Source organism: Nocardia sp. NPDC059154 (assembly GCF_042755705.1).
Taxonomy (GTDB): domain Bacteria; phylum Actinomycetota; class Actinomycetes; order Mycobacteriales; family Mycobacteriaceae; genus Nocardia.
On sequence record NZ_JBHZCS010000017.1, the window covers coordinates 75,405 to 102,371 of the forward strand.

A 26,967-nucleotide genomic window follows, 5' to 3' on the forward strand; every position below is an offset into this window, starting at 1 on the left:
ACCGGTGTTCGGTCCCGTAGGACTCGAACTGTTCGCGGTGCCAGCCTTCGTGTGCAACCTTCCGGTTCGCTTAACAGATCATTGCGCCGCAGGGATATCAACATCTTGTTGAAGAAATCTTCAACATCTTGTTGAATATGACTCGTGTGCGTCGAACTGGCCTAGCGCGCATTCCGATCCGGCCCAGTGCCGCAATATGATTCGGGGGGACCCGATCCATCGGCAGCGGCTATGCTGCTCGGCGAACCGCCGCGCCGGGAACAGAGGAGCGGGGGAAGATCGAGGGGAGCGGCCGGGTTCGGCCGTGGAGTGAAAGGCATAACAGGATATGCGGGGTGGATGGGCCAAGCGGGGCCTGGCGGGAGCCGCGGTGGCCGTATTGCTGCCGTTCGGGGCGTTGACGGCCGGACCGGCTGCGGCAGACACGAATCCGGATGCGTTCGACTTCTATGTCGACTCCAGCATGGGTTCGATCAAGTCCCGGATCGTGCGCGCGGCCGACGGAAATACCGACCGGGTGGTGTACCTGCTCGATGGCGAGCGTGCGCAGAACGACTACAACGGCTGGGAGATTCACACCAGCATCCCGGCGGCACTGGCCAAATTCAATATCAATGTGGTGATGCCGGTCGGCGGCGAATCCAGCTTCTATCAGGACTGGGATGCCCCGAGCAGCTTCGGCGGCGCCAATCCCGACGCGTCGCTGTTCCCGAGCCGGGATTCCGGTTCGGCGGTCGCGGGCTGGGACGAGACCTCCGGCAAGTCCTACACCTACCAGTGGGAGACCTTCCTCTCCCAGAACCTGCGTAATGCGCTGCGAGATCGACTGGGGTTCAGCGACTCTCGCAATGGCATCTTCGGACTGTCCAGTGGCGGCAGCGCGGCCCTGCTGATGGCCGCCTATCACCCCGGCCAGTTCAACTACGCCGGTTCGCTGTCGGGCTACCTGTACATGTCGGCGCCCGGCATGCGTGACGCCCTGCGCCTGGCCCTGCTCGCGGCCGGCGGCTACAACATCGATTCCATGGCCGCCGCGGGCAGCGCCAAGTGGCAGCGGATGGACCCGTACGGCTTCGTCCAGCAGCTGATCGACAACAACACCCGCCTCTATATCGCCGCGGGCAGCGCCGTCCCCGCTCAGCAGGACCTGTCCTCCGCGGACGCGGTCATCCAGGGCATGCCCCTGGAAGGCATCGCCCTGGCCAACACCAAGGCCTTCCAGTCCCGCCTGCAGTCCCTCGGCTACGACAACGTCAGCTACGACTTCCCGAGCATCGGCGTCCACAACTGGGGCAACTGGGAGCAGGTCGCCAACCGCATGCTCCCCGACATTGCCCAGCACATCGGCAAGCCCCTCCCCCCGGGCGCCCAGCCCGCCCAACCCCCGGCCGACGCCCCGGGCGGCGGCCAGCCCCCGAACGGCGCCCCGCCCGCCGGAGCCCCGGCCCCGCAAAACTGACCGGGCCCAACCGAATCGACAACGCCGAACCGAAAGACCCGCCGCCGTCCGAGCATTCGGGCCGCGGCGGGTCTCTTCTTGTCAGCTCGGCCACGCGCGAATTGCGCGGCGATGGTGGGCCGACCATTCTCGAACTGTGGGTTCCGGCCGAAGAACTGGAAGAGTTCAATGCGCACCTGGTGGGCCCGATCGAAGTCGTTCACGAATTTCGTTGATACACGGCCGAGTCCGGGCCCGAAGGCCCGGCTCGGTCGAGTTCTAGTGGGTTTGGGTGGGGTCGGGGGCGGCCTTGATGGGGGTGTCGTCGGTCCAGCCCCAGCGGGTTTCGAGGTGGACGGTGGCGGTGGCGGGGGGCGCGTCGATGTACGGGGTGAGTTTCTGGATTTCGCCCCAGTCTCGGGTCCAGTCGTGGTTGAGGTAGGCGGGGACGGGCTGGGAGCGGAGTAGGAGGCTGGACCAGCCGAGGGGGCCGCCGCCGGTGTCGCCCTGCCAGGTTTCGGAGACCTGGGCGTTCAGCTTGTCGGGGAGGATGCGCCAGGACGGGAGCTGGGCGATGCCGTCGCGGTGGTCGAAGGGGTGCTGGCACGGGAAGGCCAGGCCGACATGGAAATCGGTCAGGACCGGGGTGTCGTGGCCGACGACGGTGTCGAGGGTGGCCAGGTGGGGCAGGCGGGGTGGGGTGAGGGCGAGCCATTGCTTGCCGGTCGGGTCGTCGGTGGTGGCCACCAGGCGAATCGCGGTGGTCCGGGCGGGGATTCGGTCCAGGGGAATGGGCAGGTTGCGCCAGCCCGGGGCGCCGCCGACCGTCGGCGGCGCCAGGGCGCCGAGGGGTTCGATGGTGCCGTCGTCGGCTCGGTGGGCGAACTCGAGGTGCAGTTGAGCGCCGTCGATCCGGCGGCCCTGTTCCTCACCGGCGATGCGGCCGGCCACGGTCAGCGCCAGGATGTGGTAGCTGGAATCCCGCTGTGCCGCAGCAAGATCCATGCGGTACCACTGGGTGGTGAGATGCGCGGGCTGCGGTTGGCCGGTGGTGTAGCTGCCCAGAATGGGCGTGAGCTTGGGGTCGAGGCCGTAGGGCAGGGCGATGGTGCTGCCGTTGATGCCGGGGTCGGCCTTGGGTTTGTCCGCGGGGCCTCCGCCGGGCGGGGGAGTGCCCTGTTGCTGGCCGCCACCGCCGGGACCGCCGCTCCCGCCGCCGCTGCCACCGCCCGGACCACTGCCACCGCCGGGGCCGCCGCCTTCGGGCGCGAGGTCTCCGACACCATTGGCGGTGAATCCGCTGTTGTCCGCGGCGAGTCCGTCGGCTGCGGTGCCGGTGTAGGGCGCGAGCAGGGATTCCTCGGGCTTGGTCTCCACGAGCACGTCATCGGCCATGGAGCACGGTTTCCCCTGCAGGGCCCGCAGATTCGACAGCGCGACCGAGTACGCGGGGTACTGCGTCCACGCCGCCGAGGCCGTGGTCGCCACCTCGAACAGCACCACCAGGGCGGCGGCGACCGTGAGCGGCCGGATGGCGATTCGATCGAAAACCCGCGCCGCCGCAGCATTTCCGGCCGGTCGATAGGGCTCGCGGAAGTACTGCCAGGCCGCCACCAGCAGGCACAACGCGCCCAGCCCGAGGATCAGCGAGGCGACGCTGGTACCGCCCACCACGGGTGCGCGATCCGGCCAGCGCACGCCGTAGCCGGACACGTACCACCAGCCGTTGGAGCCGGTGAAGCAGAACGCCACCAGGATCAGCACCGCCGCCGCGAACAGCGAGCGCAGGTACGGCAGCCGGATTCCCTTGCCGCCCACCGCGACCGCCGTCACCGCGGCCAGCGCGCCCGCCAGTCCGGCATAGACACCGAAGTGATGCGTCCACTTGGTCGGCGTGAAGGCCATGAGCAGCGGTGACATGACGGCGATGCCGAGCACCCGCGCCACCGGCCCGCGGGCGGTCTCCGGAATCCGGCCGCCCTTGCGCAGCGCCACCGCGACGCAGACGGCCAGGCACAGCAGCATGGCGAGCACGCCGAAACGCCGCGACAGCGAGCCGTCCGGGGTCAGGGAGAGCAGCGAGATCCAGCGGGTGGGTTCGTCCGACCAGGACAGGTTGGGGCCCACCAGCTTTCGCACCCGGGTGGCCTCGGCGACCGACGCCAGGGTCTGATCCGCGAAGACCACCGTCAGGACCAGGGTGCCCGCCGTCAGCACCGGAGCGATGCGCGCGAGCAGGCCTGGGAGCCCGCCGGCTTCCGCGCGCACCTGGGTGAGGAGAATCCGCAGCACCCGTCGCGAACCGGCGAAAAGTGCTGCCAGGCAGATCAATCCGGACGGTCCCGCCGCCAACGAGAACGCGGCGAGCAGCACCGCGACCGCGGCGGGCAGCAAGCGCCTGGTGGCGATCGCGCGTTCGATGGAGCACCAGGTCAGCAGCGCGCCCAGCGCGATCAGGGGTTCCGGCCGCAGACCGTTGTCGAACGGCAGCCACAGCGCCAGGAACACCAGCGCGGCCGCCCAGCGCGGACCCGATGCGGCGCGCACCCGGGAACCCAGGCGCGGCAACACCTCCCGGCTGATCACCCACCAGCACAGCACCGCGGCCAGCAGCGCCGGCAACCGCATCCAGACACCGGCATCGGTGACCCGGGTCATCTGCGCCAGCAGTTCGTACGGCCACCCGAAGGGCGCTTCCGCCACCCCGTACCACCGGTAGTAGTTGGCGGTGTATCCCGCGTACTCGGATACCCGCGCCATGGTGAGGATGTAGCCGTCGTCGGAGGTATTGGCCCCGATAACATGCCAGACACCCAGCGTCGCAAGCACGACCGCGTCGGTGAGCGTGAACCGCCACCAGCGCGCCGGCAGGAACCTCCGCCTGCGCCTGCCGTCCGCCGCATCCATGAAATACAGGCAGACCAGCGCGACGAGGGTACACAGCACCGCGCCCGCCATAGCCGCCAGCTTCAGCACGCTCGGACTCGACGAGAACCGCGAATCCACCTCGGCGTGCAACTTGGCATCACTCAGCCGGGTCCGATCCAGATCGGTGTACACCCCGACGATCTGGGGCCGCACATCCCGCGTGACCGTGGTCCGGAACGGCGAACCGTCCGACTTGGTCAACCCGGTCAACTCAGCGGTGGTGACCTCCGCACTCGAATGCACAACCAGCGCACCGCAACCGGCGTGCGGCACGAGATTCGGATTCGACCCGCTCCCGGCCCCGGGCCCGGCAGCCGTACCGGGATCGGTGCTACCGGCCGGCGGCAGCGGCGCATCCGCCGGCATGGTGGCTCCCGGCGGCGGTGTCGAACCCGGCGGCGGTGTCGCTCCGGCAGGCGGATTCGCGCCTGGGGGCGGTGTCGCTCCCGGGGCCGGATTCGCGCCCGAGGGTGGTGCAGCGCCGGGTGCAGGGTTCGCGCCGGACGGTTGTGCCACTCCGGGTGCGGGATTCGCACCGGGCGGCGGTGTGGCGCCGGGCGTGGGGTTCGCGTTGGCAGGCGGCGTGGCTCCGGGTGTCGGCGTCGGTGTGGTGCCGGATTGCGGGGCGACGCTGGAGGGCGAGGTGATGACCGGGTCGGAAGCTGTTCCAACACCGGTCATTTCGAAGATCGAGGCGGTGAGCAGCGGGATGTTGCGCAGTGTCACCGACAGAGTGCGGCCGGTGCCCGGTCGGTCCTCGACCCGGGCGATCAGACCTTTGGCGGCTGCGCCGGGGGCCTGTGTGGGCACTGTGGATAGCACTGTCCCGCTGGGCATGTCCCGCAGCACGGCGCATGGCACGCTCATATCCACCGACAGCGGCACGTAATCCACCAGCGGCGCAGTCATCTGAACCGCCTGTGCCTGTGGCCAATCGAGGCCGGCCCGATCCTGCCGGACCGGCAGTAGCGGTGTGAGCACCGCCAGCAGAACACCGAGCACCCCCGCTACGAGGGCGATCAGTCGAATTGGAAAAACTCCCCCGGAAACTGAACGCACGAACGCCGATGCTAGCCATAGCTTCCGCGAAACTCATCGCGGAATATTCGGACCGGCACGTTCTCCGGCGCCGATCGACCCGCATCTTCGCAGTTCGAGCGGTGATCTTCGAGGATTGGCCTATCGTTTGTCGGGGCATTCGATGGTGGAAGAGGACGCGGTAACCGGACTCAGGAGTCGTGATGGCGGAGGCGCTCGACAGCGGCGGCGTGGTGCGGACCCTGGTGCCCGCCCGGATCGATCGATTGCCGTGGTCGAGATTCCACACCCGGCTGGTGGTCGCGCTGGGAGTGGCGTGGATTCTCGACGGCCTGGAGATCACGGTGGCCAGCGCGGTCGCCGACACCCTCACCAAACCCGAGACCCTGCACCGGTCCTCGACCGCGGTCGGCCTGATCGCGACGGTGTACCTGGCGGGTGAGGTGGTCGGCGCGCTGGTGTTCGGCAACCTCTCCGATCGTCTGGGCCGGCGCAAGCTGTTCCTGATCACCCTGGGCATCTATCTGCTCGGAAGCGGGCTCACCGCAGCGACTCTCGGCAATCGCGCGGGCTGGGTGGTCTTCCTGTACGTCACCCGTTTCATCGCGGGCACCGGTATCGGCGGCGAGTACGCGGCCATCAATTCCGCCATCGACGAGCTGATTCCGGCCCGCTATCGCGGCCGTGTCGACATCGCGGTGAACGGAACCTATTGGGCCGGAGCGATTATCGGCACCCTGGGCACCTACATTCTGCTCAATCACCTGAGCCTGTCGCTGGGCTGGCGGCTGGGCTTCCTCATCGGCCCGGTGCTGGGCCTGGTGATCCTGTTCGTGCGCCGCCATCTCCCGGAGAGCCCGCGCTGGCAGATCATGCACGGCCACGCCCGCGACGCTGAGCAGTCGATCGCGGAGATCGAGCGCGAGGTGGAGGCGACGGGGGTGTCGCTGCCGCCGGTCGACGAATCCCGGGCCATGGCGGTGAAACCCGCCGATCGCATCGGCTATCTGGCACTGACCAGGGTGCTGTTCCGCGAGTATCCGCAGCGCGCGATCCTGGGCGCGAGTCTCATGATCAGCCAATCGTTTCTGTACAACGCGATCTTCTTCACCTACACGCTGGTGCTCGGCAAGTTCTACGGGGTGCCCTCCGGTTCCACGCCCATCTATCTGATCGCCTTCGCGGTCGGAAACCTGGCCGGGCCGCTCACCATCGGGCATTTCTTCGACACCATCGGCCGCCGTCGCATGATCGCGGGCACCTACATCCTCTCCGGTGTGCTGCTGGCGATCTCGGCGGTGCTGTTCTACGCCGGGGTCCTGAATGCGATCACCCAGACGGCGTGCTGGTGCGTCATCTTCTTCTTCGCCTCGGCGGGCGCGAGTTCGGCCTATCTCACCGTGAGCGAGATCTTCCCGCTCGAGGTCCGGGCCAAGGCGATCGCCGTATTTTTCGCCATTGCACAGTGTTTCGGCGCGCTCGGGCCCGTCATCTACGGTGCGCTGATCGGCGACGGCTCACATCCGGTCCGCCTGTTCCTCGGCTATCTGCTGGGCGCGGCGGTCATGATCGCGGGTGGTGTGGTGGCCCAGCTCCTCGCGGTGGATGCCGAGGGCCGGTCGCTCGAGGACATCGCCCTGCCCCTGGCGGCCACCCGGCGCGAGGGTACGGCCCGGGCGGAGGGCGCGGGCTCGCCGTTCTCGACCTGAGTCCGGCAGGCCCGCACCGGATCTCAGTTGGCCAGCGACTTCATCCAGTCGAGGACCACTGCGCGGTAGTCACCCGTATTCGGCGCGAGATTGATGGCATGGCCGCTGTCGGGGAGCACGAAGGTGCGCAGCTTCGCCGCGGGGGAGAAGTACGGGCGCTCGGCCGCATCCAGGGTGGTCGTGTCGGTGCAGGTGCCGAAATCCGGGCCGCAGCTCATGCGATCCCGGCTCCCGTTCACGATGAGCACCGGCGCTGTGATGAAGCTGGACATGCCGGGCAGGGTGGAGAGCAGGCCGTCGGGGTACTCGGTGAGGGAGAAGGTCTCCTTGTTGGCCTCGTCGAGCGCGATGACCCGGGGGTCCGGGTTCATGCCATAGAAATCGGCGGCGCGGGTGCCCGGGCGGGTGACAAGATAGCCGGGATCGTAACCGCGCCCGGCGAATTCGGGATCATTGACCGCCTGGTAGTAGGTGCTGATGACGCCGAGCACGTCCGGCACGCTGAGCGTGTGCGAGTAGCCGGTCAGCAGGACGCCGTCGACGTCGTGGTAACTGGTGGCCTCCATGACCGAGGTGCCGGAGGTCAGCGAGTGACCGGCGGTGACCACCTTGGTGAAGGGGGCATTGCCCGCGAAGCCGCCGCGCAGCGCCTGCACCATGGTGTGCAGGGCCTCCGCGGTCTCGGAGGCCGTCAGGCTGAGACTCGGCGGCCGGCTGCTCGCGCCATTGCCGAGCCGGTCGGCCACCAGCGTCGCGTAGCCGGCCGCGTTCATGGCGCGCCGGAAGTTGTAGGTGTCGGGCTGGTACGGGAAGTCCCAGTACAGGTGGTTGTAGTTGGATCCCGACATCAGGATCATCACCGTGTCCGTGGGCCCGTCCGGCAGGCACAGGGTGCCCGCGATGGTGCCCTGCGGGACCGGGAACGTCACGTCCTGGCAGTGATCGGCCGGGACCGCGGGATCGGCCTGTGCCAGTACCGGAGTGAGGGAGAGCAGGGTCGTGGCCGCGCAGACGGCCAGCGCCCGCAACGAGGTGCGCATGTCAGGAAATCTCTTGGCTGAAGTCGACTTTCGCGGCGTCGTCGGCGACCGCGCCCGCCACCACCTCGAGCGTGCGCGCGTCGATGGGTGTGCAGCCCAGCCGCGCCAGCGTCGTGTGGCGGTGCTCGCTGTCGGCGTCCCGCATGGCGTGTTCGAGGTCTTTTTCGGTGTCGTACAGCGTGATCGAGAACATGGTCCCGTCCTGCTCGTCCAGGAAGAAGAAGATCTGGCGTGCACCCGGATCCGACATGGCGTACGGGACGACCTCACCCTGGATGATGGGAAGATTGACCGCCATCGACTCCGGATCGACGGGGCATGAGGCCTTCATCAAACGGGCATAGAGCTTCTTCATCACCGAAATTCTTCCCAGGAGCGGTTCCGAGTCCGGCCATTCTCTGGCGAATGACGATACTCCACACAATGATCCGTGAACGGTGCATTCGGGAACGTGGTCGAAGATCTACTATGCACGGTATGGGCGCGCGAAATGTGCACTTCGTCGGGAGCTTTCCGGCCGAGAGCACCGGCGATGCGATGCGGGCGATGCTCGACGGTGCGGGCACCCGGTTGCGGACGCTGCCGACCGGGGAGACCAGACGCTACGAGTGGTACATCCAGCCGATCATCGACAATCTGGTTACTCAGGGTGCGCTGGAAGTGAAACGCAGCGGTTCATGGTCGTCGAGCCGGGAGCGGACCATCCACCGCGCCGCCCGGGACGCCGGGCTGACCGGAGACATGATGGAGTTCGGCTATCGCGGCGAGGCCGAAGAAGCGCTGCCGACCTTCGAAACCCTACGCTCGGAACGGGATCTACCCGAGCTGTTACTCCAGATCGGTATGCCGACCGATTTCACGATGGCCTTCATCGCGATGGGGGTGGGCGGGGTGCGACGGTATCGGAAAGCCTTCCGCGACGCCACGATTCGCGATATCGAGGCCATTCGCGCGCGGGCCGGCGACCAGGTGGTGCTGCAGTTCGAGGCCACCGCCGAAATGGTGCTGATGGCCAAAACCCAGCCGCTGCACCGGCGTATCGATGCGACGCTGGGCCTGGGCCGCGGCATCGCCGAGCTCGCGGCGGCCACCCCGGAGGGCACCCGCATCGGCGTGCACCTGTGCCTGGGCAGCATGCGCAACAGGGCACGGACCACATTGCGCGATACCCGCCCCCTGGTCGAACTGGCCAATTCCATTGCCCGGCAATGGCCCTCGGGCCGGACCCTGGAGTTCATCCACGGCCCCCTCGCGGCCGGTGAGATTCCGCCCTCCACCCGCCCGGAGTTCTATGCCCCGCTCGCGGGCCTGGGCCTACCGCCGACGACCCGCTTCTATGCGGGTTTCGTGCACGAGACCCCGACCGAGGCTCAGCAGATCCAGACGCTGCGCACCATCGAATCGGTGCTGGGCCGCCCGGTCGACGGCGTCGCCAGCGCCTGCGGCCTGGGCCGGCGTCCCCGCCCGATCGCCGATGCGCTGGTCGCGCGGGCGGATACGCTGGCTGCGGCGGATTGAGCGGCGCCAGCGCGGGTTCGGTTACGCCACAGCGGGTTCCGCGACGGCGCGGCGGCTCGAGTTCGGGCGGCTAGTTCTTGCGGCCGATGCCGCAGAGGACCACCAGGCGGGTGGGCTGAAGGTTGCCGGCGAGCCACTCATTGGCGGGCGCGAGGCCGGGCGGCAACATCTCCAGCCCTTCGAAGAAGCGCTCGACCTGCTCCGGCGGCCGGAAGTCGATCTGGGAGGGGCTGCCGACGGTGTCGCTGGTGGAGGCGTTCTGGAAGAACGGGTGGGTATTGGTGGAGGCGTGCTGGATGACCAGCAGGCTGCCGGGCGCCATGGCGTCACGCAGGCGTGCCACGGCCTCGTAGGGCTTCTCGTCGTCCATGACGAAGTGCAGGACTCCGACGATCACGACGGCAACCGGCAGGGAGAAGTCGATTCCGCCCTCGGTGCGCGCTAATTCGAGAATTTTGTCCGGTTCGCGAATATCCGCGAGGATGGGCGTGACGCCCGGTGCGCCGGTGAGCAGCGCATTGCTGTGGGCGTACACCACGGGGTCGTAATCGATGGAGGCGACGAGGGCGGACGGGTCGACCTCCTGTGCCACCTCGTGCACATTCGGGCTGATCGGAATGCCCGCGCCGATGTCCACGAACTGACGGATGCCGTCCTCTGCCGCGCGTCGCACCGCCTGCAGCAGGAATTGCCTGCTGTGCCAGGCGGTCTCCCGGGTGTCCGGGGCGACCTGCAGCATCTTGTCGCCGAGTGCGCGGTCGGCGTCGTAATTGTCCTTGCCACCGAGCATGTAGTTGTACACGCGAGCAGCGTTGGGCCGGAATGGATCCACGCCCACCGGTGCTCGATTGAGCTCAGACACCGCACCTCCCTCGAGATCCCCGCCGATCGTAACAATTTCCGGCGCACGCCAGAGAGAAATGCGCAGCTTGTCGGCAACCTGCCAGGCGTCGGAAAAAGCCCGCGAAACCGGGCCGAGGGTGCTCGATCTGCGCGGCCGGAAGCGCTGGAATAGTGCCCATGACTCGAATCGGAGCCGAACGGGTGCCGGTGGGAGCGGGACCCCTGACACGGGCGGCCGTGGTGGCGGTGGCCCGGCGCGGCGCACGAGTGGAATTGGACCCGGATGCGCTGGCGGAGCTGGCGCGGGTGCGGCAGCACATCGACGCGCTGGCACACAGCGACCGGCCGGTATACGGGGTGTCCACCGGGTTCGGGGCGCTGGCGCTGCGGCACATACCGCCGGCCCGGCGAACCGACCTGCAGCGCTCGCTGATTCGTTCGCATGCCGCCGGGGCCGGTGCACCGGTGGAGGCGGAGGTGGTGCGGGCGATGATGCTGCTGCGCTTGCGCACCCTGCTGTCCGGGCACACCGGGGCGCGGCCCGGGACCGCGCGGGCGCTGGCCGCACTGCTGGACAGCGGGCTGATTCCGGTTGTGCCGGAATACGGTTCGCTGGGCTGCTCGGGTGACCTGGCCCCGCTGGCGGCGGTGGCGCTGGCACTCATCGGGGAGGGATCGGTGCTCGGGCCCGGCGGTCCGCGCCCGATCGGGCCCGCGCTGGAAGAGCACGGGCTGACACCGATCACCTTGGCGGAGAAGGAGGGCCTGGCCCTCACCAACGGCACCGACGGCATGCTGGGCATGCTGGTGCTGGCCATCGAGGACCTGCGGCGGCTGTTCGATCTGGCCGATCTGACCGCGGCCATGAGCGTGGAGGCGCAGCTGGGCACCGATCGGGTGTTCGCGGCGGATCTGCAGGAGCTGCGCCCGCATCCCGGACAGGCGGTGTCGGCGGCGCGCATGCTGGCGGCGCTGGCCGGGTCCGAGATCGTGGCCAGTCACCGGGGCGAGGACTGCCCGCGGGTACAGGACGCGTATTCGCTGCGGTGCGCGCCGCAGGTGCACGGCGCGGCGCGGGACACCCTGGACCACGCCGAGACCGTCGCCGCACGCGAATTACGGTCCGCCATCGACAATCCCGTGGTGCTCGCCGACGGCCGGGTGGAGTCCAACGGGAACTTCCACGGCGCCCCCGTCGGCTACGTGCTGGATTTCCTGGCCATCGCGGTCGCCGACGTGGCCGGCATGGCCGAACGCCGCACCGACCGCATGCTGGACGTGCACCGATCACACGGGCTGCCCGCATTCCTGGCCGCCGATCCGGGCGTGGACTCCGGCTACATGATCGCCCAGTACACCCAGGCCGGAGTGGTGACCGAGCTGAAGCGGTACGCGGTGCCGGCCTCGGTGGATTCCATCCCCTCCAGCGCCATGCAGGAGGACCACGCGTCCATGGGCTGGACCGCGGCCCGCAAGCTGCGGCGCGCGGTGGATGGGCTGACCACCGTGCTCACCATCGAATTGCTCACCGCCGCACGGGCATTGGATCTCCGCGCACCTCTGCGGCCCGCTCCGATGACAGGGGCGCTGCGGGACCTGGTGCGAGCACGGGTGCCGGGACCCGGGCCCGACCGCCACCTCGCACCGGATATCGCCACCGTGGCCGCACTGGTGCGGTCGGGTGCGGCGGATCACCTTCTCGACCAGGGGGTTTCGTCATGACCCGAATCGTCCGGGCCGCCCGCGGCGCCACGCTCACCGCCCGCACCTGGCAGACCGAAGCGGCCTGGCGCATGCTGCACAACAATCTGGACCCCGAGGTGGCCGAGCGGCCACAGGATCTCGTCGTCTACGGCGGGACCGGCCGGGCGGCCCGGGACTGGCCCAGCTTCGACGCCATCGCGCGGACCCTGCTCGACCTGCGCGAGGACGAGACCCTGCTGGTCCAGTCCGGCCGGCCGGTCGGCGTGCTGCGCACCCACGAATGGGCGCCACGCGTGCTCATCGCCAACTCGAATCTTGTTCCGGACTGGGCGAACTGGCCCGAATTCCGCCGCCTGGAGGCGGCCGGGCTGACCATGTACGGGCAGATGACCGCCGGGTCCTGGATCTATATCGGCACCCAGGGGATCCTGCAGGGCACCTACGAGACCTTCGCGGCGGTGGCCGCCAAGCGATTCGGCGGCACCCTGGCCGGAACCCTCACACTCACCGCGGGTCTGGGCGGCATGGGCGGGGCCCAACCGCTGGCCGTCACCATGAACGGCGGCGTGGCGCTGTGCGTCGAATGCAATCCGCGGCATGCCCGCCGCCGGGTCGAGACCCGGTACCTGGACGAGATCGCGGACGACATCGACGACGCCCTGGCCCGGGTGCTCGCCGCCAAGGCCGAACGGCGGCCACTGTCGGTGGGGCTCATCGGCAATGCCGCCGAGGTACTGCCGGAACTGCTGCGCCGCGAGGTCGAGGTGGACATCGTCACCGATCAGACCTCGGCCCACGACCCGCTGACCTACCTGCCGATCGGTGTCGCACTGGAGGACTGGGACGACTACGCGGGCCGCAAGCCCGACGAATTCACCCGGCGCGCACGGGATTCCATGGCCATCCACGTCGGCGCCATGGTCGGCTTCCTGGACCGCGGCGCGGAGGTCTTCGACTACGGCAATTCCATTCGCGGCGAGGCGAAGCTGGCCGGATACGAGCGCGCCTTCGACTTCCCGGGCTTCGTGCCCGCCTACATCCGGCCCCTCTTCTGCGCGGGCAAGGGCCCGTTCCGCTGGGTCGCCCTGTCCGGAGACCCGGCCGATATCGCCACCACCGACCGCGCCATTCTCGAGCTGTTCCCCGAGAACGAGTCCCTCGCCCGCTGGATCCGCCTGGCGCGGGACCGGGTCGCGTTCCAGGGCCTGCCCGCCCGTATCTGCTGGCTCGGCTACGGCGAACGCCGGTCCGCCGGACTCCGATTCAACGAGCTGGTCGCCGGCGGTGAGGTCGCGGCCCCCATCGTGATCGGCCGCGATCACCTCGACGGCGGCTCGGTCGCCTCGCCCTACCGCGAAACCGAAGCCATGGCCGACGGCTCCGACGCCATCGCGGACTGGCCGCTGCTCAATGCCCTCGTCAATACCGCGTCCGGCGCGAGCTGGGTCTCCATCCACCACGGCGGCGGCGTGGGCATCGGCCGCTCCATCCACGCCGGTCAGGTCACGGTCGCCGACGGCACCCCGCTGGCCGCGCAGAAGATCGACCGGGTCCTCACCAACGACCCGGCCACGGGCGTGCTGCGTCACGTGGACGCCGGATACCCGGAAGCGGAATCGGTCGCCCGCGCGAAGAATATTCGAATTCCGTTGTGGGAGGGCTGATCCGGCGCCTCAATCCAGGTCGATGCGAACGCTCAGGAGGTCGGTGCCCATCACCCGTACGGCTGCGCTGTTGGCCTTCGGGAGGGTGCGCAGACGGGCGATGGGGTCGTCGTCGGGCAGGAGGTGGGCGGTGCCGGTGTACCAGCGGCCGTGGAGGCGGAGGCGGACGCGGGGGTCGGCTTCGATATTGCGGATGTACTGCGAGCGGGTGCCGAATTCGGAGACCAGCCAGAAGGACGCGCCGGAGCGGCGGCCGCCGATGGGGGTGAGGCGGGGGCGGCCGCTGACCCGGCCGGTGGTCTCCAGCAGGGTTTGGATGGGTAGGCGGCCCAGGATCGGGTTGCCCACCCTCCGCTGAAGTGTCGTGACCATGGCGTGTTGCAGATCGCGTCGGCTCGGCATGAGCCGACGCTAGCACCGGCCGCGGCTCACCGGGCCAGTTGCAGGGCCAGCGTGGCGGCGGCGGGGGCCAGGTATAGCAGGGGGAAGGGGGTGGTCTTGTAGGAGTGGGCGCGGATGGTGGTGGCCGCGGCCCCGGTGAAGTAGAGGATCACGCCGATGGCGGCCGCGATGCCGAGGGGCGGGAGGAAGAAACCGGCCACCAGGCCCAGCGCACCGGCCGATTTGGCCAGGGCCAGCCAGTTCCACCAGGTACGGGGGACGCCGTAGTCGATCAGCGGGTCCACGACGAACTGCTGCTTGGTGAACAGGGAGTAGCCGGAGAAGCCGATCCAGAGGGCCGAGACGACACCGACGATGTGGTAAGCGAGGTTCATGGGAGCCACGTCCTTTCAGGTTTGCTGTGCTCTTACCTGAATGACGAAGCGGGAGCCCGAGGAGTGACATCGGGGTCAGGGGAGGTGGGATTGCAGGAAGGTGAGGGCGTCGGGCAGGGAGGCGAGGAACGCGCCGCTGTGGTCCTTGCCGGGGTAGGCCGTGACGGTGACCTGCACCCAGGGGTTGTGGTCCTGGAGGGCGGCACCGTAGGCGGGGGTGTCGGCCGGGGGGACGTCGATATCGGCGGTGCCGTAGCCGATCATGAGGTCGGCGGGGACCAGGTCCTCCTGATAGGAGACCAGCGATCTGATGTCGGCCTCGAAGGTCGGGGTGGGGTTGTCCGGATCGGCGACGAGCGCCTCGGGACGGCGGCCCCCGGCGGCGGCCACCAGATCCGAAAGGCATGCGGTGGCGGCCTTTTCCACGTACTGCCTGCCGAAGTCGGACAGGTACGGGGTCACGGTGCCGGGCGCGAGCTCCTCCAGCGCGGCGAGATAGTAGCCCGCGTAGCCGACCTGGTTCTCGGAGCCGGTCGAGCCGCGGCGGAACATCTCACGCAGGCTCTTGGCCGGATTCGTGCGCAGGCCGGTGGCGATCACGCCGGTGAGTCCCCTGACGGCGGACGGGTTCCGGGCGTACAGGGCGGCCGCGCTCATGACGGCGTGCGCGCCCTCGGACTGGCCGATGAGCACCCAGTGCGCCGACAGCGGGACGGGCAGACCGCGGACCGCCGTGATCGAGTCGAGAATGGAGCGGCCCTCGACCGCGGTGTTGTAGTAGCTGAAATTGCCGCCGGTGCCCAGACCCTGATAGTCGGGTGCCAGCACGGCGTAGCCCCGGTCCAGAATCTGGTTGAAATAGCTGCGATTTCGATCCGACTGCGGCCGATGCGAGGGCGCGCAGTCATTGCCGATCCCGGTCGTGCCGTGCGCCCACACCACCAGCGGCCAGCCACCCTGCGGCGGCAGCCCGGACGGCAGATACAGCGCCGCGCCGGCCCGGGCCGGATTCTCCCGCTGATCGACGGTGGTGTAGGTGAAGCCGAGCGACTCCGCGGCCCTATCGAAAGACCATGCGCCATTGAGCAATTCGATCCCGCTCAGCCGCCCGAGATCATTGCTGTCGGCCGTGGCCGGCGCCGCCGTCACGGTCAGGGTGGCGGTCAGCGCGGCGCAGGCGCTCATCGTGCCCGCCGCCAGTGCGGCCTGCCGGACCGCGGCTGCGAACCTGCGACGAATCGGCATGGCCATCACTCCCTTTCGGCGGGCAACCCCCCGACCATACCGTCGTCATTCCATCCCGTGGGCCTGCGCCACCAGATCGAAGAACACCCAGACGCCGCCCTTCTGGTACGCGTCCGGTGTCTCGGATCCGCCCAGGAACGGGTACGGGGTGGCGATGTACACCTCGTCGTCGGCGAGGGGGCCCAGGCGCCGGCGGATCTCGGCGACGTGCCCCGGCTGGAGGACATAGGTGATGACGTTCGGATCGAACAGGACCCGGCTGACGAACTCGGTGATCTCGGTGAAGACGCCGTACGGCTTCACGCCGGGGCTGTACGGATCGAGGATCCCGTACTCGCCGGTCCGGCTGCTCATCAGGAACGCGCACCCCAGATCCGAGTAGCCGACCACCGTGTCGAACTGCGGATAGTGTTCGGCCCAGGCCGGCATCACCCGGTCCATACGCTGGTCGCCGATCAAACGGAAGGGAACGCTGGTCACTGCGCCCATCCAACCAGACCGGCGACCGGGACCGATCCTCGACAGGTCCGGCCGCACCGCGCGAAGATCGAATCACCCGTCGTAGTGGAGGTGCCCGTGACCGAAGAATGGCGCAAAGTCGCTGAGCGCGTCCGCAACTGGGGCCGCTGGGGCGAGGACGACCAGCTCGGCGCCCTGAACCTGCTGACCCCGGACCGCATCGCCTTTGCCGCCACCCGGGCACGCGCGGGCCGCGCCATCCAGCTGGGCATCCCGTTCGACGCGTACGGCCCGCAGGGCTCGAGCGGCTTCCGGCGCAACCCCATCCACCTCATGGCCGTGGACGGCGGCGACGCCGACCTCGCGACCGCCCTGGACGGCTGGGGCGGCCGGAACGAGGCACAGGTGGCGGGCATGTACGCCGCCGGTCCGATGCGCTACAACGACGACTACATCATGATGCCGCTGCAGACGGCCACGCAGTGGGACGCGCTCTCCCACGTGTACTACGACGGCCTGCTCTACAACGGCTATCCGGCCGCGGCCGTCACCAGCTTCGGCGCCGCCAAGCTCGGCATCGAACATGTGGCCGAGCGCGGCGGCGTGGTGGGCCGCGGCGTGCTGCTGGACGTGGCCCGGCACCACAACCTGGATCGGCTCGAGGCCGGGACCGTCGTCACGCCGCACGACCTGCAGGCGACGGCGGACGCGCAGGACGTCGAGCTGCGCCCCGGCGACATCCTGCTGGTGCGCACCGGCTGGTGGACCCGATTCCTCGAAACCCGCAGGGCCGCCGAATGGTTCGGCGGCAGCCCCGGCCTGAGCTGGCGCTGCGCGGAATGGCTGCACGAGCACGACATCGCCGCCGTCGCGGTGGACAATCCGGCCGTCGAGGTCATGCGCCCCGAGGACGGCGTCATGATGCCGCTGCACATGCTCGCGCTGCGCGACATGGGACTGCCGCTCGGCGAGATCTGGGACCTCGAAGCCCTGGCCCGCGACTGCGCCGAGGACGGTGTCCACGACTTCCTGCTGTGCGCGCCCGCCCTGCGGATCCCGGGTGCGGTGGGGAGCCCGATCAGTCCCATCGCCATCAAATAAACCGGCCGGGAACACCTTTCAGAACGCCGCCAGCACCAGGGCGGCGATGAAGACCACCTGCACCAGGCCCCGCAGCGGGAGCGACATCGACTTGATGCCGAGGTCGGCGCGGGCCGCCCGGACGTTGGCCGGGAACAGGAAGACCAGCATGACGACCAGGCAGACGGCCGCCAGGGGCGCGGCCCACGGGATGAGCAGGCCGATGGCTCCGGCCAATTCGAGGACACCGGTCAGGGTCACCAGGCCCGCCGGATTGGGCAGGCGCGGCGGGACCATGGCGATCAGGCCGTCGCGGCGGGGTTGGAGGAAGTGCGCCGACGCGGTCAGCGCGAACATGGCGGCCAGGCCGATCCGGGCGGCGTGCGGCCAGGAGTTCAGCCAATCGGTGATATCGAGCCACCCGGCCGCGCGGGCCAGGCCGGAGACGACGACGAGAACGATGAGCGGTGCCATCGCGGACTCCTCTGGGGGAGATCAATCTTGACGGGGACATGAATGATCATCAGCGACTATTTATTCCGGATATCCACGATGGCAGACCACCCCGGACGTCGGGACGAGGCTCGGCGGTATGCGCCCGAAACCCGGGCCGGCCCGGTAGATTCGGCACCGCTCATGGTCAAAATTGGACAGCCCATCCGGACACTGCAATACGCGCCGACGGCCGGTTCCCCCACCGGTCTCGAACTGCTGACCTTCGACCAGCTGCGCCGGATGCCGGTGGCCGCCGGCCACGAGGTGATCCGCGGCGACTTCCACGTCCTGGCCCGTTGCACCGCCGGAAGCGGGCGCATGACCATCGACTTCGTCGCGCACGACCTGGCCGCGGACACGGTCGCCTGGATCCGCCCCGGCTGGACCCACCGCTGGGACGACATCGCCGAGCTGAAGGGCGATCTCATCCTGTGCCGCTCGGAACTGGTGCCCGCCGCGGCCCTCGGGCACCTGCCGTCCCCGGCCACACCCCCGGTGGTGACCGCGAATCCGTTGACCGACTCCGCCTTCGAACATCTGACCAGTGAATATGCCGTCGATCCGCCGAATACGGCCATCCTGCACCACCTGCTCAGCGCGGTGACGCTCCGGCTGGCCGCGGGTCTGCCCGCCCTGCCCGATCCCACCGACCTCTTCGACCGTTTCGCCCGCCTGGCCGAGCGGTACCACTCCGAAACCCGCGAAGTCGCCTGGTACGCCGCCCAACTCGGCTACTCGCCCCGCACCCTCTCGCGCGCCGTGCAATCGGCGATCGGCGCCACCGCCAAGCAGTACCTGAACGCCCGCGTCACCCTCGAAGCCAAACGCCTGCTCGCCCACGAGCCGGTCACCACCGCCGAATGCGCCCGCCGCCTCGGCTTCGACGACCCCGCCAACTTCACCAAGTTCTTCCGCGCGAACACCGCCACCACCCCCACCCGCTTCCGCCTGGACCTCACCGGGCAATAGATCCGGCCCGAGGCGAAGCATCACCGCGCGGCACGCTGTTCGAGCCCGACGGTCCGGGCATCGGCGCCGCCAGCACGACAGATCGTTTCGGGGAATTTTGTGATTGCCGGGCGATTCGGCTGTGACCTCTCGGATCGTCGCGTTAGGTTGGGCCGGTGCGGGTGGAGATGACGAGCGATCCGGCGGAATTCCAGCGGCGGGTGGCCGGGTTTCTCGGGCGTGATCCCTTGCGGCACACGGTGATGTCGACGGTCCTCGCCAATGAGATCGCCGGTCTCACCATCGCCCGTGAGCCTTCCTATTTCGCGTCGGTACACACGGAAGACGTTGTGGGCGTTGCCATGCGGAGCGCCGGGCGCGGAGTGTGGCTGGGGCAGTTGCCGATCGACGCGGTGCCGCTCCTGCTGACCCGGTTCGCCGAGCTCCTGCCGCAGATCGACGACGTGCACGGCACCGAGCCACTGGCCGGGCCGTTCGCGGCGGCGTGGAGTGCGCTGCGCGGCAGGGCCTGTCACGCGGACCACGGTGCGCGGCTGTACCGGCTCGGGCCGCTGCGCCCGCCGCTTGCGCCCCCGGGCAGGGCTCGCCCCGCCACCACGGCGGATATCGATGTCAGCGGGCGCTGGCTCGCCGAGATGGCCCGCGAGCTGGGCGATAAGCACCTGGCCATGAACGACAAAGGAATCCGCGCCCGCATCGAGGCCGGACGCTGGTGGCTGTGGGAGGACGACGGACAACCGGTGTCCCTGACGGCGCACCAGGTCCCGGTCAACGGCTGGGTCCGGATCGGGCCGGTCTTCACGCCCCGGGCCGCCCGCGGCCACGGCTACGCCTCGGCACTGGTCGCGCAGGTTTCCCGGCGGCTGCGCGAGACCGGGGCCGAGGTCTGCCTGTACGCCGACATCGACAATCCGACCTCGAACAAGATCTACCGCGCCATCGGATTCGAGGCGGTCATGGACGAGGTGCACTACGCCTTCGAGTGAGCGTCGTGTCACCTTCTGCTAAGTGAAGGACGGTCACGCCTTGTGTGCGAGGCCGCCGTAGGCGGCGATCGGGGCGGGTTCGCCGATTCGGGCGGGGTTGATGCGCCATTCGGTGATGCGCACGAACCCCGGCTCGTCGAAGGACAGGCCGTCGAAGGCTGCCCGGATCTGCTCCTGGGTACGTGGGTAGTACGGGACGCCACCGGATTTGGCGTATTCCTCGCACAACTCCACGTACGGCCGGCTGTCGGTGGTGCCGTCCCACAGCACCAGATAGCTGCCCGACGGTACTGCCTGCATAACCGTGCGCACGATCCGCAGCATGTCGTCGTAGGTGCGGGCGTGCCCGAGCACCCCCATGAACATCACCGCGATGGGCTGGTCGAAGTTCAGCACGGTGCGGGCCTCGGCGATGATCTGCTCGGGATCGTGGAAGTCGCGCTCGATATAGGTGGTGACACCCTCAGCGGTGGTGTCGGTCAGCAACGCGCGCGCGTGGGCGAGTACCAGGGGGTCGTTGTCGACGTAGACGATCTTGGCTTCCGGCGCTACAGATTGGGCGACCTCATGGGTGTTCTGCATTGTGGGCAGGCCGGTGCCGATATCGAGGAACTGACGAATCCCGGCTTCGCGGGCGAGGTGGCGGACCGCGCGGATGAGGAACTCGCGCGATTGCACCGCCATGGTCGCGATGTCGGGATCGATCTTCAGGCTCTGCTCACCGACCTCCCGGTCGATCTCGTAGTTGTCCTTGCCGCCCATCCAGAAATTCCAGATCCGCGCCGAATGCGGGATATCGGTACGGATCACCGGTCCGGTCTCGTTCACGTCGAATTCCATTCCTTCGTCGATGCACACGCCCCACACCAGCCGTGCTGCCCGCCCCCGACCCGGTCGTGCACCTCCGGCGTCCTCCGACGCTACACAGTGCAACCCAGCCCGTATACTAGTCCGAACATGTTGCCCCAAAGCAACTTCCATGATCGGCCGAACCTGCATGTTCGGTCCCACCGCGCGGGCCTGTCGGCCAACATCTCCTCCCGAGTCGAGTACGTCGACGGTGCGGGATCAGAGGGTCGGGGTTGAGGGTTCGGTGTTGACGCCTCAGGTTGGGGTCCCTTGGTAGTTCGACACAGGGGGTGGGAGTGGATTGCTCGACCGGCATGCCCTCGCGCCGCCGGAATACCCGGTCCAGCTGGACATTCGACTTGAACTACCATGACAGGCGCACATAGTGAACATGGGTTCGGTTTCGCGGAACATCAGGCCGCGCCGTCCTGGCAGGAGGGACGACCGTGGCCGCTGACCTGGTCGAAGGTGAACTGAGCATCGATGGATTGCGCCGGACCTTCGGGGTGCGCCCACCGCGGCGGCAACACGCGCCACTCGTGCTGGTGTTGCACGGAAACCAGGGCCCGTCGACGACCGAGCGGTTGATGTACGACTGGACCAGCTTCGCCCGGCACGCCGACGAGTGGGGGATCGGGGTCGTCTACCCGGACGGGTGGGAAGGCTGCTGGGCCGACGGTCGCGGGGTCACCACGGCGGACGAGGCGGGCGTGGACGATGTCGCCTTCCTGCGGGCCGTGATCGACTGGTGCGCTGCGCAATTCGACACCCAGGACGATCGCGCGGTCGTCACCGGCATCTCCAACGGCGCGTTCATGTCGCACCGGATGGCGCTCGAGGCCGGCGAGCGGGTGGCGGTCTTCGCCGCCGTCGCGGGCGGGCTGCCGGAGGCGCTGACCGGGATCCGCCCCGGGCACGCGGTGTCGGCCATGCTCATCAACGGCGATGCCGATCCGGTGGTGCCCATTACCGGCGGCTACTCGCGGCATCTCGGTCCGAACGGTGAATCGCGAGGCGGTACCAGGGGATTGGCGGACTCCGCGCGGTACTGGCGCGAGCTCGACGGCTGCGCCGGGCCCGCCGAGACCGTCACCACCGACCGGTCGAGCCGCACCACTGTGAGCCAGGGCGTGGGCGGCACCGTGGTATCGGAGTGGACGGTCTTCGGCGGTGGCCACACCTGGCCCGGCACACCTGTGCCGGAACCCTGGGCCGGCAGCCCGGGCTCGGCGGTGTCGCTGGAATTCGATGCCGCCGAGCAGATCTGGCGCTTCGCCGAGCCGCTGCTGTCGTCAGCGGACGCCCGCAAGCTCTGAAAAGGTCTATCCGCCGAAAGGAGAACGGAATGGCGATCATCGGCAGACTGCTGCGGAACCGGCGCGCCGGGCCCGAGGACCTGGCCTGGTGCCGGCCGAATCTGGCAGCGGGTGACGTCTTCGAGGTGACCAGCACGGATTTCGAGCACGAGGCGGCGCTCGATGTCCGGCACGCCATGAAACGGGTCGGGGGACAGGACCTGTCGCCCGCACTGGCCTGGTCGGGAGTCCCCGCGGACACCGCGCAGCTGCTGCTGGTGGTGGAGGATCAGGACGCGCCGTTCGGCGGTCCCTTCGTGCACGTGCTCGCACTGCTCGATCCGAAGATCGGCGAACTGCCCAGTGGCGCACTGGCTTCCGGCTCCACCATCGACGGTGTCGAGGTGCTGCGCTCGAGCTGGGGGCGCGGATACCTGGGTCCGGGTCCGGTCCCGGGGCACGGGCCGCACCGGTACGTCTTCCAGGTCTTCGCGCTGACAGAACCGGTCACCATCCCCGGCGGCGGCGCTCCCGAATCGGCCAAGCCGCGGGCGGTACTCGCCGCTGCCAGGGCGCATGCCCGGGGCCGGATCGACGGTTTCTACGAACGTCCCTGACGGGATACGAAAGAGACCCTGGACATGACGAAGAGCCGCGGCCCGATAGGCCTGCGGCTCTGTTCTTTTCGGATACCACTGTCAGTTGGCGGTGTTGACCGGTAGCGACAGCACCACCTCCTGCTCGTTCTCGGGCAGATAGTGGACGTTCACCACGCGGCCGACCTGGACCATCGAGACCGCCGCCGGGGGCAGGAACTTCTCGGTGCGCGTCTCGAAGGTGCTGCCGTCGGGGCGGGTGACCGCCAGCACCAGATCCAGCCGCGAGTGGCCGTCGCGGATCTCCCCGGGCACCGACAGCGACCGCACCACGGCCTGGGCCGCGATGCCGCGCCGGGCGATATCGAGCTTGGCGGGGGTGGTGAAGCCCTTGCGGATGTTGGCCGCGTTCATGGCCTCCTGCGCCGCGGAGGTATCTCCGGACATGTCCACCTCGACCTTCTCGAGCCGGTCGGGCAGGTAGCGGACCGGCAGCACCACGCCGGACCGCAGCAGCGCCAGCTGGGTCAGCGGCACGATCATCTTGGCGTGCGAGGCGAAGACCTTGCCGTCGGCGCCCTCGACCCGGAAGTCGATGCGCACCTGCGGCTGCTCGTTGAGATAGACGCCGGTCTGGCGGACACCCTCGACGGTGCCCAGACCCACCAGGCCAGCGCGGAACTGGGAGCTGTTGTTGCCGGTGAAGGCCGACACGATGCCGTCGCCGGTGAAGGCGAAGGCGATGGGGACGATGGTCAGGGCGATGATCGGCAGCGCCATCTGCGGGCCGACCCAGCCGAAGACACTGTCGGAGGTGAGGCCGTGCCACAGGTAGTAGCCGATGGCCAGGACGCCGAGAGCGAGTGCTGCGTAGCGGATTTGGTTCTTCATGAGCTTTCCGGATCGGGGACGTGGGGGAGGAAGAGCCCGCTCATGCCCGATGGCACGAGCGGGGAGAACAGGGCCCCCGCGTCGGGGGCCGGCGGACGGACCGGCTCAGCCGCCGACGATGGTGCTGCAGGCGAAGACGATCTCGAACTTCTCGGTCTTCGGGCCGGCCATCGGGTTGGACAGATCGGGGGTGCCGACGCCCTCGCCGGTGACGGTGTAGGTGTTGCCGCTCTTGGTCACCTTGGCGTTGCCGCCCGGCATGCCGTTGCCGAAGCCGAGCGCGTACGGCTGGCCGTTGTCGCCGCCCTTGGTGCCGGTGATGCCGACCGCCTGCACGGTGGTGTCGCCGGTGATGGTGGCGCTCGCGCTGAGCGTGCCGTAGGTGGAGTTGCCGCTGTCGGTCAGTGCCAGCGCCAGATTGCCGCCCTGCTTGGCGCAGGTGGTCTCGAACTTGGCGGTGATCGCCTTGCCGTCGACCGAGGCCGAGGACGCGCCGCCGGCGGGGGCCGCGGAGCCCGGGGCCGAGGTGGCCGCGGGGGAGGCGGTGGTCGGGCTGGACTTGGAGCTGCTCGAGTTGCTGGAGCAACCGGTGACCAGCAGGGCCGCCGCGGCGGTGGCGGCGAGGACGGCGGTGGTCAGGCGGACGGGCTTGGAGTTCATGGTCATTCCTCGTTCTCGTGATGCTGGCTCCGTGGTGGAACCGATGTCAGAACCGTAGAAATCGGCACCCGGCCTACCGATCCCAACTTCCGGCACGCGAAAGGCGGTGAAACTGGGCTAACCTGGGCGAATGCGACGACCGCGGGCCATGGTGCTGGATGAGGTGTGGCGCCGCCTCGACGGGGTCGAACCCTTGAGCGGACCGCACGGCGGACCGCTGCGGCGGACCGTCAAGCTGATCCTGGATCCGCTGGTCATCCGCCCGGTTCAGCATCCGCAGTGCGCGGGCTCGATGCTCTCCGCCGACGGAGCGGTGTTGCTGGCCACCCGGATTCACGCCGCCGCCGATGTCCTGCGCGCCACCGCGGCCTGGTTCACACTGCTCAAGCAGACGCGCCGGGCGCTGCGGATCACCGAGGGCAATGCCCAGGACCTGTACTTCCAGCGCTGCTTCGAACTCGCCACCGTCTCGGGCCTGCCGGACCCGGTCGGCGACCGGGCCGCCGCGGAAGCCGCGCTGCGCGAGATCCACGGGCTCGCCGCCGGCCGCACCACCCAGGCGCTCAAGGAATACCTGTCCGAACCGGCCCGGGTCGGCGAGCTGACCGAACTGATCCAGACCGCCTGGCGGCGGCGCCCGCTGACCGAGGTGCCCGACCACTCCGAGCTGCTGGCCGGACTCCTGGAGGATTGCGCCGCAACCAGATTCGACGGCGCCGGTGACCCCGCCGATATCGACGCCGTCATCGACGCGTACGTCGGCACCCACACCGGAATCCGGCTGTGGATCAATGAAATAGGCTGCACCGCACAGGAATTCGGACTCACGCTGTACCCCCTCCCGCTCCCGCCCCAGGTCGGCTTCTCGGCCTCCACCGCCACCCTCGGGCTGCCCCTGGACCGGACCATCCACGAGCGGATCTTCACCGTTCTGCAAGCCTCCAGCGAACGGTCCGACCTGCCTGAGATCCCCGAACTGGTCGCCGCCGAAATCGCCCGTGCCTGCGCCCCCTGGGCCCTGCTGGACGAATCCCTCCGGGTGGCCGCTGCCGCCGGCGCCACCCTGGCGGTCGATCTCCGCCCCCTCGGTGCACCGCTTCCCACCGGCTACGCCCCGGACGGCGACGCCGCCCCTGCCTCCAGATCCACTGTCACCCTGGCCGGTGCGGCCACCGGTCTGCTGGGCGCGGCCGTCGGCCTGACCGGCACGGCCGCCGGGCTGCTCGCCGGCTCGACCGGGCTGGCGGGTACCGCGGCCGGGGTGACGGGCGCCGTCGCCGGATTGACCAGTGCCGCATCCGGTCCGACCCGGCCGGGCGCGCCATCGAGCGGCGGTGCGGCGGCGCGGTTGATCAATGGGCGATGGCAGCGCGAGGCCTATGTGCTGCAGGCGCGGCGCATGGCGGTGCGGGTGGAAGCGGTCGACGGTCCACTGGGGGCGATAGCGGCGGATCTACGTGTGCCGTGGCGTCCCTACCTGCGCAGACTATGGGCGCGACTGCACGGGCGGGATGTACGTGAGTTCCCCGTGTACGCCGTGGACGAGCTCTGGGATCTGCTGGACGGCGTGGCCCGATCGGTGATCCTGGACCACCGGATGCGGGTGAAACGGGCCCTGGCCGTCGGCGCGGCGGCCGAGCCCGGCGATCGGGAATCGAGGGTGGGATGACGAACTCGGCGGTCACGATCCACCGCTACCCCGACGGGTTGCGCGGCATAGTCCCGGTCGGCGACCCGGCCGCCCTGCACACCGCCCCGGGGCCCGACTCCATGGTGCTCGAGGTCGTCGGCGGCCACCTCATCTGGAGTGTGCTTGCCGGACAAGAACTTCCGGCGGCCCTCATCGACGATGTGGATGCCGCGCAGGAATGGGTGTGGGCGCTCTACGGCGAATCCGCCGCCCTGGCCCTCGACTCCGTCCGTGCGGGCGGGCCGGTCGCGACAGCGGACGATCAGCCGGTGCCGGCGGTCGCCACGGACGAGCGCCCGGTCGAGGTGCCCGCCGCTCCCGTGCTCCGGTCCCAGGCCGTCAGCGCCCGCCGACTCGCGTACGCGCACTGGGCATCGCGGTGGTGGCCGGCGTCCACCCTGGACGGCATCGCCGACCTCGACCCGGCGCTGCTGGACCGCGATATCGCCCTGCTCACCGAGGAGTGCGAACTGCTGGTGGACGGCGCGGACGCGCTCGCCCCGCCGGCTCCCGCCTATCTCGAAACATCGTTGCGCGCTTCGGATTACGCCCTCGCCGCCGGTGACGAGGCCCGGCCCGGCGGCACCCTGGTACTGGCCCGCGGTACCGGCGGGTGGGACTGGCGCCGCTGCCCGCCCGGGCTGGTCGACGCCTCCGAATCCGCGGTGTCCTGGGAACTCGTCCGCGACGCCGGAGCGACCAGCGTGGCCATCGCGGTGGCGGCCCACCCGGGCCTGCCCGATGTGGTTCCGGCCCACCTGCGGCCCTGGGCCCGCATCGATACCGGCCGTGGCGAGCTCGACACCGAACTGCGGGCCGCCGAGGACACCTGGATCGGCGAATCCGTCCTGTCCGCACCGGCTTCCGCCGTCCGGGTCGCCATCCACGTCCCCGGTTTCGGACCGGATCCGGAGGCCGGCCCGGCCCCGGCCGATGGCCCGGCCGCCGACACCGCGGCCGCCCTGCGCCGCCAGATCCGCGACTTCGCGGCCGCCCGGCTCCGCACAGCGGCCGGCCCGGCCTCCGACGACTCCGGCCCGCTGGCCCCGTTGCTCGCCGAAATCGCGGCCGCAGAGGCAGATTCGGACTACTGA

Annotated in this window: 24 protein-coding genes; 12 read left to right on the forward strand and 12 right to left on the reverse strand. The window is 69.4% G+C overall.

What is annotated here, in order from left to right:
- Window positions 1-328 precede the first annotated feature (328 nt).
- Window positions 329-1,459: an alpha/beta hydrolase gene (locus tag ACFXN1_RS16915; protein ID WP_379399372.1), complete on the forward strand. Its 1,131-nt coding sequence runs from the start codon at window positions 329-331 to the stop codon at window positions 1,457-1,459.
- Window positions 1,460-1,717: 258 nt separating this feature from the next.
- Here the strand turns inward: ACFXN1_RS16915 and ACFXN1_RS16920 are convergent, their stop codons facing one another.
- Window positions 1,718-5,425 (reverse strand): arabinosyltransferase domain-containing protein, encoded by a 3,708-nt coding sequence (locus ACFXN1_RS16920; RefSeq protein WP_379463625.1) that lies wholly within the window; start codon window positions 5,423-5,425, stop codon window positions 1,718-1,720.
- Window positions 5,426-5,607: 182 nt separating this feature from the next.
- Here ACFXN1_RS16920 and ACFXN1_RS16925 point away from each other — a divergent pair, with 182 nt between their 5' ends.
- On the forward strand, window positions 5,608-7,113 hold the full coding sequence (locus ACFXN1_RS16925) for an MFS transporter (protein ID WP_379437628.1): 1,506 nt from the start codon (window positions 5,608-5,610) through the stop codon (window positions 7,111-7,113).
- 23 nt (window positions 7,114-7,136) lie between these two features.
- Here the strand turns inward: ACFXN1_RS16925 and ACFXN1_RS16930 are convergent, their stop codons facing one another.
- Together ACFXN1_RS16930 and ACFXN1_RS16935 are read right to left on the reverse strand one after the other, a co-directional pair.
- A complete protein-coding gene (locus tag ACFXN1_RS16930) occupies window positions 7,137-8,153 on the reverse strand; it encodes an alpha/beta hydrolase (protein ID WP_379437626.1) in 1,017 nt (338 codons plus the stop codon).
- A gap of 1 nt (window position 8,154) precedes the next feature.
- Window positions 8,155-8,508 (reverse strand): hypothetical protein, encoded by a 354-nt coding sequence (locus ACFXN1_RS16935; protein ID WP_379437625.1) that lies wholly within the window; start codon window positions 8,506-8,508, stop codon window positions 8,155-8,157.
- Window positions 8,509-8,630: 122 nt separating this feature from the next.
- Here ACFXN1_RS16935 and ACFXN1_RS16940 point away from each other — a divergent pair, with 122 nt between their 5' ends.
- On the forward strand, window positions 8,631-9,671 hold the full coding sequence (locus tag ACFXN1_RS16940; protein WP_379437623.1) for a hypothetical protein: 1,041 nt from the start codon (window positions 8,631-8,633) through the stop codon (window positions 9,669-9,671).
- Between the two features lie 70 nt (window positions 9,672-9,741).
- Here ACFXN1_RS16940 and ACFXN1_RS16945 read toward each other — a convergent pair whose 3' ends face one another.
- Window positions 9,742-10,533, reverse strand: a complete 792-nt coding sequence (locus ACFXN1_RS16945; RefSeq protein ID WP_379437621.1) for an SAM-dependent methyltransferase — start codon at window positions 10,531-10,533, stop codon at window positions 9,742-9,744.
- 158 nt (window positions 10,534-10,691) lie between these two features.
- Between ACFXN1_RS16945 and hutH the strand changes: the two genes are divergently transcribed.
- Window positions 10,692-12,236: a histidine ammonia-lyase gene (gene hutH, locus ACFXN1_RS16950; RefSeq protein ID WP_379437620.1), complete on the forward strand. Its 1,545-nt coding sequence runs from the start codon at window positions 10,692-10,694 to the stop codon at window positions 12,234-12,236.
- Window positions 12,233-13,882 carry a urocanate hydratase gene (gene hutU / locus ACFXN1_RS16955; RefSeq protein ID WP_379437618.1) on the forward strand — a complete coding sequence of 550 codons (1,650 nt, stop codon included), beginning with the start codon at window positions 12,233-12,235 and terminating at the stop codon, window positions 13,880-13,882. The genes hutH and hutU overlap by 4 nt, the downstream gene beginning before the upstream one ends.
- Window positions 13,883-13,891: 9 nt before the next feature.
- Here hutU and ACFXN1_RS16960 read toward each other — a convergent pair whose 3' ends face one another.
- From ACFXN1_RS16960 to ACFXN1_RS16975, 4 genes are all read right to left on the reverse strand, one after another.
- A complete protein-coding gene (locus ACFXN1_RS16960) occupies window positions 13,892-14,284 on the reverse strand; it encodes a nitroreductase/quinone reductase family protein (RefSeq protein ID WP_379399363.1) in 393 nt (130 codons plus the stop codon).
- A 26-nt stretch (window positions 14,285-14,310) separates the two neighbouring features.
- On the reverse strand, window positions 14,311-14,658 hold the full coding sequence (locus tag ACFXN1_RS16965) for a DoxX family protein (protein ID WP_379399362.1): 348 nt from the start codon (window positions 14,656-14,658) through the stop codon (window positions 14,311-14,313).
- 75 nt (window positions 14,659-14,733) lie between these two features.
- On the reverse strand, window positions 14,734-15,903 hold the full coding sequence (locus ACFXN1_RS16970; RefSeq protein WP_379437616.1) for an alpha/beta hydrolase family protein: 1,170 nt from the start codon (window positions 15,901-15,903) through the stop codon (window positions 14,734-14,736).
- A gap of 45 nt (window positions 15,904-15,948) precedes the next feature.
- Complete coding sequence (locus tag ACFXN1_RS16975) at window positions 15,949-16,383, reverse strand: T6SS immunity protein Tdi1 domain-containing protein (protein WP_354835595.1); 435 nt, start codon at window positions 16,381-16,383, stop codon at window positions 15,949-15,951.
- A 90-nt stretch (window positions 16,384-16,473) separates the two neighbouring features.
- On the opposite strand from ACFXN1_RS16975, the gene ACFXN1_RS16980 reads away from it, so the two are divergent.
- Complete coding sequence (locus ACFXN1_RS16980) at window positions 16,474-17,463, forward strand: cyclase family protein (protein ID WP_379437615.1); 990 nt, start codon at window positions 16,474-16,476, stop codon at window positions 17,461-17,463.
- A gap of 18 nt (window positions 17,464-17,481) precedes the next feature.
- Here the strand turns inward: ACFXN1_RS16980 and ACFXN1_RS16985 are convergent, their stop codons facing one another.
- Complete coding sequence (locus tag ACFXN1_RS16985; RefSeq protein WP_379437613.1) at window positions 17,482-17,916, reverse strand: DoxX family protein; 435 nt, start codon at window positions 17,914-17,916, stop codon at window positions 17,482-17,484.
- A 162-nt stretch (window positions 17,917-18,078) separates the two neighbouring features.
- Here ACFXN1_RS16985 and ACFXN1_RS16990 point away from each other — a divergent pair, with 162 nt between their 5' ends.
- Together ACFXN1_RS16990 and ACFXN1_RS16995 are read left to right on the forward strand one after the other, a co-directional pair.
- Window positions 18,079-18,906: a helix-turn-helix domain-containing protein gene (locus ACFXN1_RS16990; protein ID WP_379437612.1), complete on the forward strand. Its 828-nt coding sequence runs from the start codon at window positions 18,079-18,081 to the stop codon at window positions 18,904-18,906.
- Window positions 18,907-19,073: 167 nt separating this feature from the next.
- Window positions 19,074-19,892: a GNAT family N-acetyltransferase gene (locus ACFXN1_RS16995; protein ID WP_379437610.1), complete on the forward strand. Its 819-nt coding sequence runs from the start codon at window positions 19,074-19,076 to the stop codon at window positions 19,890-19,892.
- A gap of 33 nt (window positions 19,893-19,925) precedes the next feature.
- Here ACFXN1_RS16995 and ACFXN1_RS17000 read toward each other — a convergent pair whose 3' ends face one another.
- A complete protein-coding gene (locus tag ACFXN1_RS17000; RefSeq protein ID WP_379437609.1) occupies window positions 19,926-20,750 on the reverse strand; it encodes an SAM-dependent methyltransferase in 825 nt (274 codons plus the stop codon).
- Window positions 20,751-21,187: 437 nt separating this feature from the next.
- Between ACFXN1_RS17000 and ACFXN1_RS17005 the strand changes: the two genes are divergently transcribed.
- Both ACFXN1_RS17005 and ACFXN1_RS17010 read left to right on the forward strand, forming a co-directional pair.
- Window positions 21,188-22,057, forward strand: a complete 870-nt coding sequence (locus tag ACFXN1_RS17005; RefSeq protein WP_379437607.1) for an alpha/beta hydrolase family esterase — start codon at window positions 21,188-21,190, stop codon at window positions 22,055-22,057.
- Window positions 22,058-22,086: 29 nt separating this feature from the next.
- Window positions 22,087-22,653 (forward strand): YbhB/YbcL family Raf kinase inhibitor-like protein, encoded by a 567-nt coding sequence (locus ACFXN1_RS17010; protein WP_379437606.1) that lies wholly within the window; start codon window positions 22,087-22,089, stop codon window positions 22,651-22,653.
- An 81-nt stretch (window positions 22,654-22,734) separates the two neighbouring features.
- Here the strand turns inward: ACFXN1_RS17010 and ACFXN1_RS17015 are convergent, their stop codons facing one another.
- The gene (locus ACFXN1_RS17015; protein WP_379437604.1) at window positions 22,735-23,523 is read right to left on the reverse strand and encodes a hypothetical protein; all 789 of its coding nucleotides are present in this window, start codon (window positions 23,521-23,523) and stop codon (window positions 22,735-22,737) included.
- Window positions 23,524-23,628: 105 nt separating this feature from the next.
- A complete protein-coding gene (locus ACFXN1_RS17020) occupies window positions 23,629-24,183 on the reverse strand; it encodes a lipoprotein LpqH (protein ID WP_379437603.1) in 555 nt (184 codons plus the stop codon).
- Window positions 24,184-24,331: 148 nt separating this feature from the next.
- Between ACFXN1_RS17020 and ACFXN1_RS17025 the strand changes: the two genes are divergently transcribed.
- Together ACFXN1_RS17025 and ACFXN1_RS17030 are read left to right on the forward strand one after the other, a co-directional pair.
- Window positions 24,332-25,852, forward strand: a complete 1,521-nt coding sequence (locus ACFXN1_RS17025) for a hypothetical protein (protein WP_379437691.1) — start codon at window positions 24,332-24,334, stop codon at window positions 25,850-25,852.
- A complete protein-coding gene (locus tag ACFXN1_RS17030; protein ID WP_379437601.1) occupies window positions 25,849-26,967 on the forward strand; it encodes a hypothetical protein in 1,119 nt (372 codons plus the stop codon). The genes ACFXN1_RS17025 and ACFXN1_RS17030 overlap by 4 nt, the downstream gene beginning before the upstream one ends.

What these genes read in the sequence shown, in the direction of transcription:
- ACFXN1_RS17030 (WP_379437601.1), top strand. Translation starts at nt 25,849, where the DNA reads ATGACGAACTCGGCGGTCACGATCCACCGCTACCCCGACGGGTTGCGC.
- ACFXN1_RS16965 (WP_379399362.1), bottom strand. Translation starts at nt 14,658, where the DNA reads ATGAACCTCGCTTACCACATCGTCGGTGTCGTCTCGGCCCTCTGGATC.
- ACFXN1_RS16990 (WP_379437612.1), top strand. Translation starts at nt 18,079, where the DNA reads ATGGTCAAAATTGGACAGCCCATCCGGACACTGCAATACGCGCCGACG.
- hutH (WP_379437620.1), top strand. Translation starts at nt 10,692, where the DNA reads ATGACTCGAATCGGAGCCGAACGGGTGCCGGTGGGAGCGGGACCCCTG.
- ACFXN1_RS16935 (WP_379437625.1), bottom strand. Translation starts at nt 8,508, where the DNA reads ATGAAGAAGCTCTATGCCCGTTTGATGAAGGCCTCATGCCCCGTCGAT.
- ACFXN1_RS16995 (WP_379437610.1), top strand. Translation starts at nt 19,074, where the DNA reads ATGACGAGCGATCCGGCGGAATTCCAGCGGCGGGTGGCCGGGTTTCTC.
- ACFXN1_RS16985 (WP_379437613.1), bottom strand. Translation starts at nt 17,916, where the DNA reads ATGGCACCGCTCATCGTTCTCGTCGTCGTCTCCGGCCTGGCCCGCGCG.
- ACFXN1_RS17020 (WP_379437603.1), bottom strand. Translation starts at nt 24,183, where the DNA reads ATGAACTCCAAGCCCGTCCGCCTGACCACCGCCGTCCTCGCCGCCACC.
- ACFXN1_RS17015 (WP_379437604.1), bottom strand. Translation starts at nt 23,523, where the DNA reads ATGAAGAACCAAATCCGCTACGCAGCACTCGCTCTCGGCGTCCTGGCC.
- ACFXN1_RS16925 (WP_379437628.1), top strand. Translation starts at nt 5,608, where the DNA reads ATGGCGGAGGCGCTCGACAGCGGCGGCGTGGTGCGGACCCTGGTGCCC.
- ACFXN1_RS16940 (WP_379437623.1), top strand. Translation starts at nt 8,631, where the DNA reads ATGGGCGCGCGAAATGTGCACTTCGTCGGGAGCTTTCCGGCCGAGAGC.
- ACFXN1_RS16930 (WP_379437626.1), bottom strand. Translation starts at nt 8,153, where the DNA reads ATGCGCACCTCGTTGCGGGCGCTGGCCGTCTGCGCGGCCACGACCCTG.
- ACFXN1_RS16970 (WP_379437616.1), bottom strand. Translation starts at nt 15,903, where the DNA reads ATGCCGATTCGTCGCAGGTTCGCAGCCGCGGTCCGGCAGGCCGCACTG.
- ACFXN1_RS16915 (WP_379399372.1), top strand. Translation starts at nt 329, where the DNA reads ATGCGGGGTGGATGGGCCAAGCGGGGCCTGGCGGGAGCCGCGGTGGCC.
- ACFXN1_RS17025 (WP_379437691.1), top strand. Translation starts at nt 24,332, where the DNA reads ATGGTGCTGGATGAGGTGTGGCGCCGCCTCGACGGGGTCGAACCCTTG.
- ACFXN1_RS16960 (WP_379399363.1), bottom strand. Translation starts at nt 14,284, where the DNA reads ATGCCGAGCCGACGCGATCTGCAACACGCCATGGTCACGACACTTCAG.
- hutU (WP_379437618.1), top strand. Translation starts at nt 12,233, where the DNA reads ATGACCCGAATCGTCCGGGCCGCCCGCGGCGCCACGCTCACCGCCCGC.
- ACFXN1_RS17010 (WP_379437606.1), top strand. Translation starts at nt 22,087, where the DNA reads ATGGCGATCATCGGCAGACTGCTGCGGAACCGGCGCGCCGGGCCCGAG.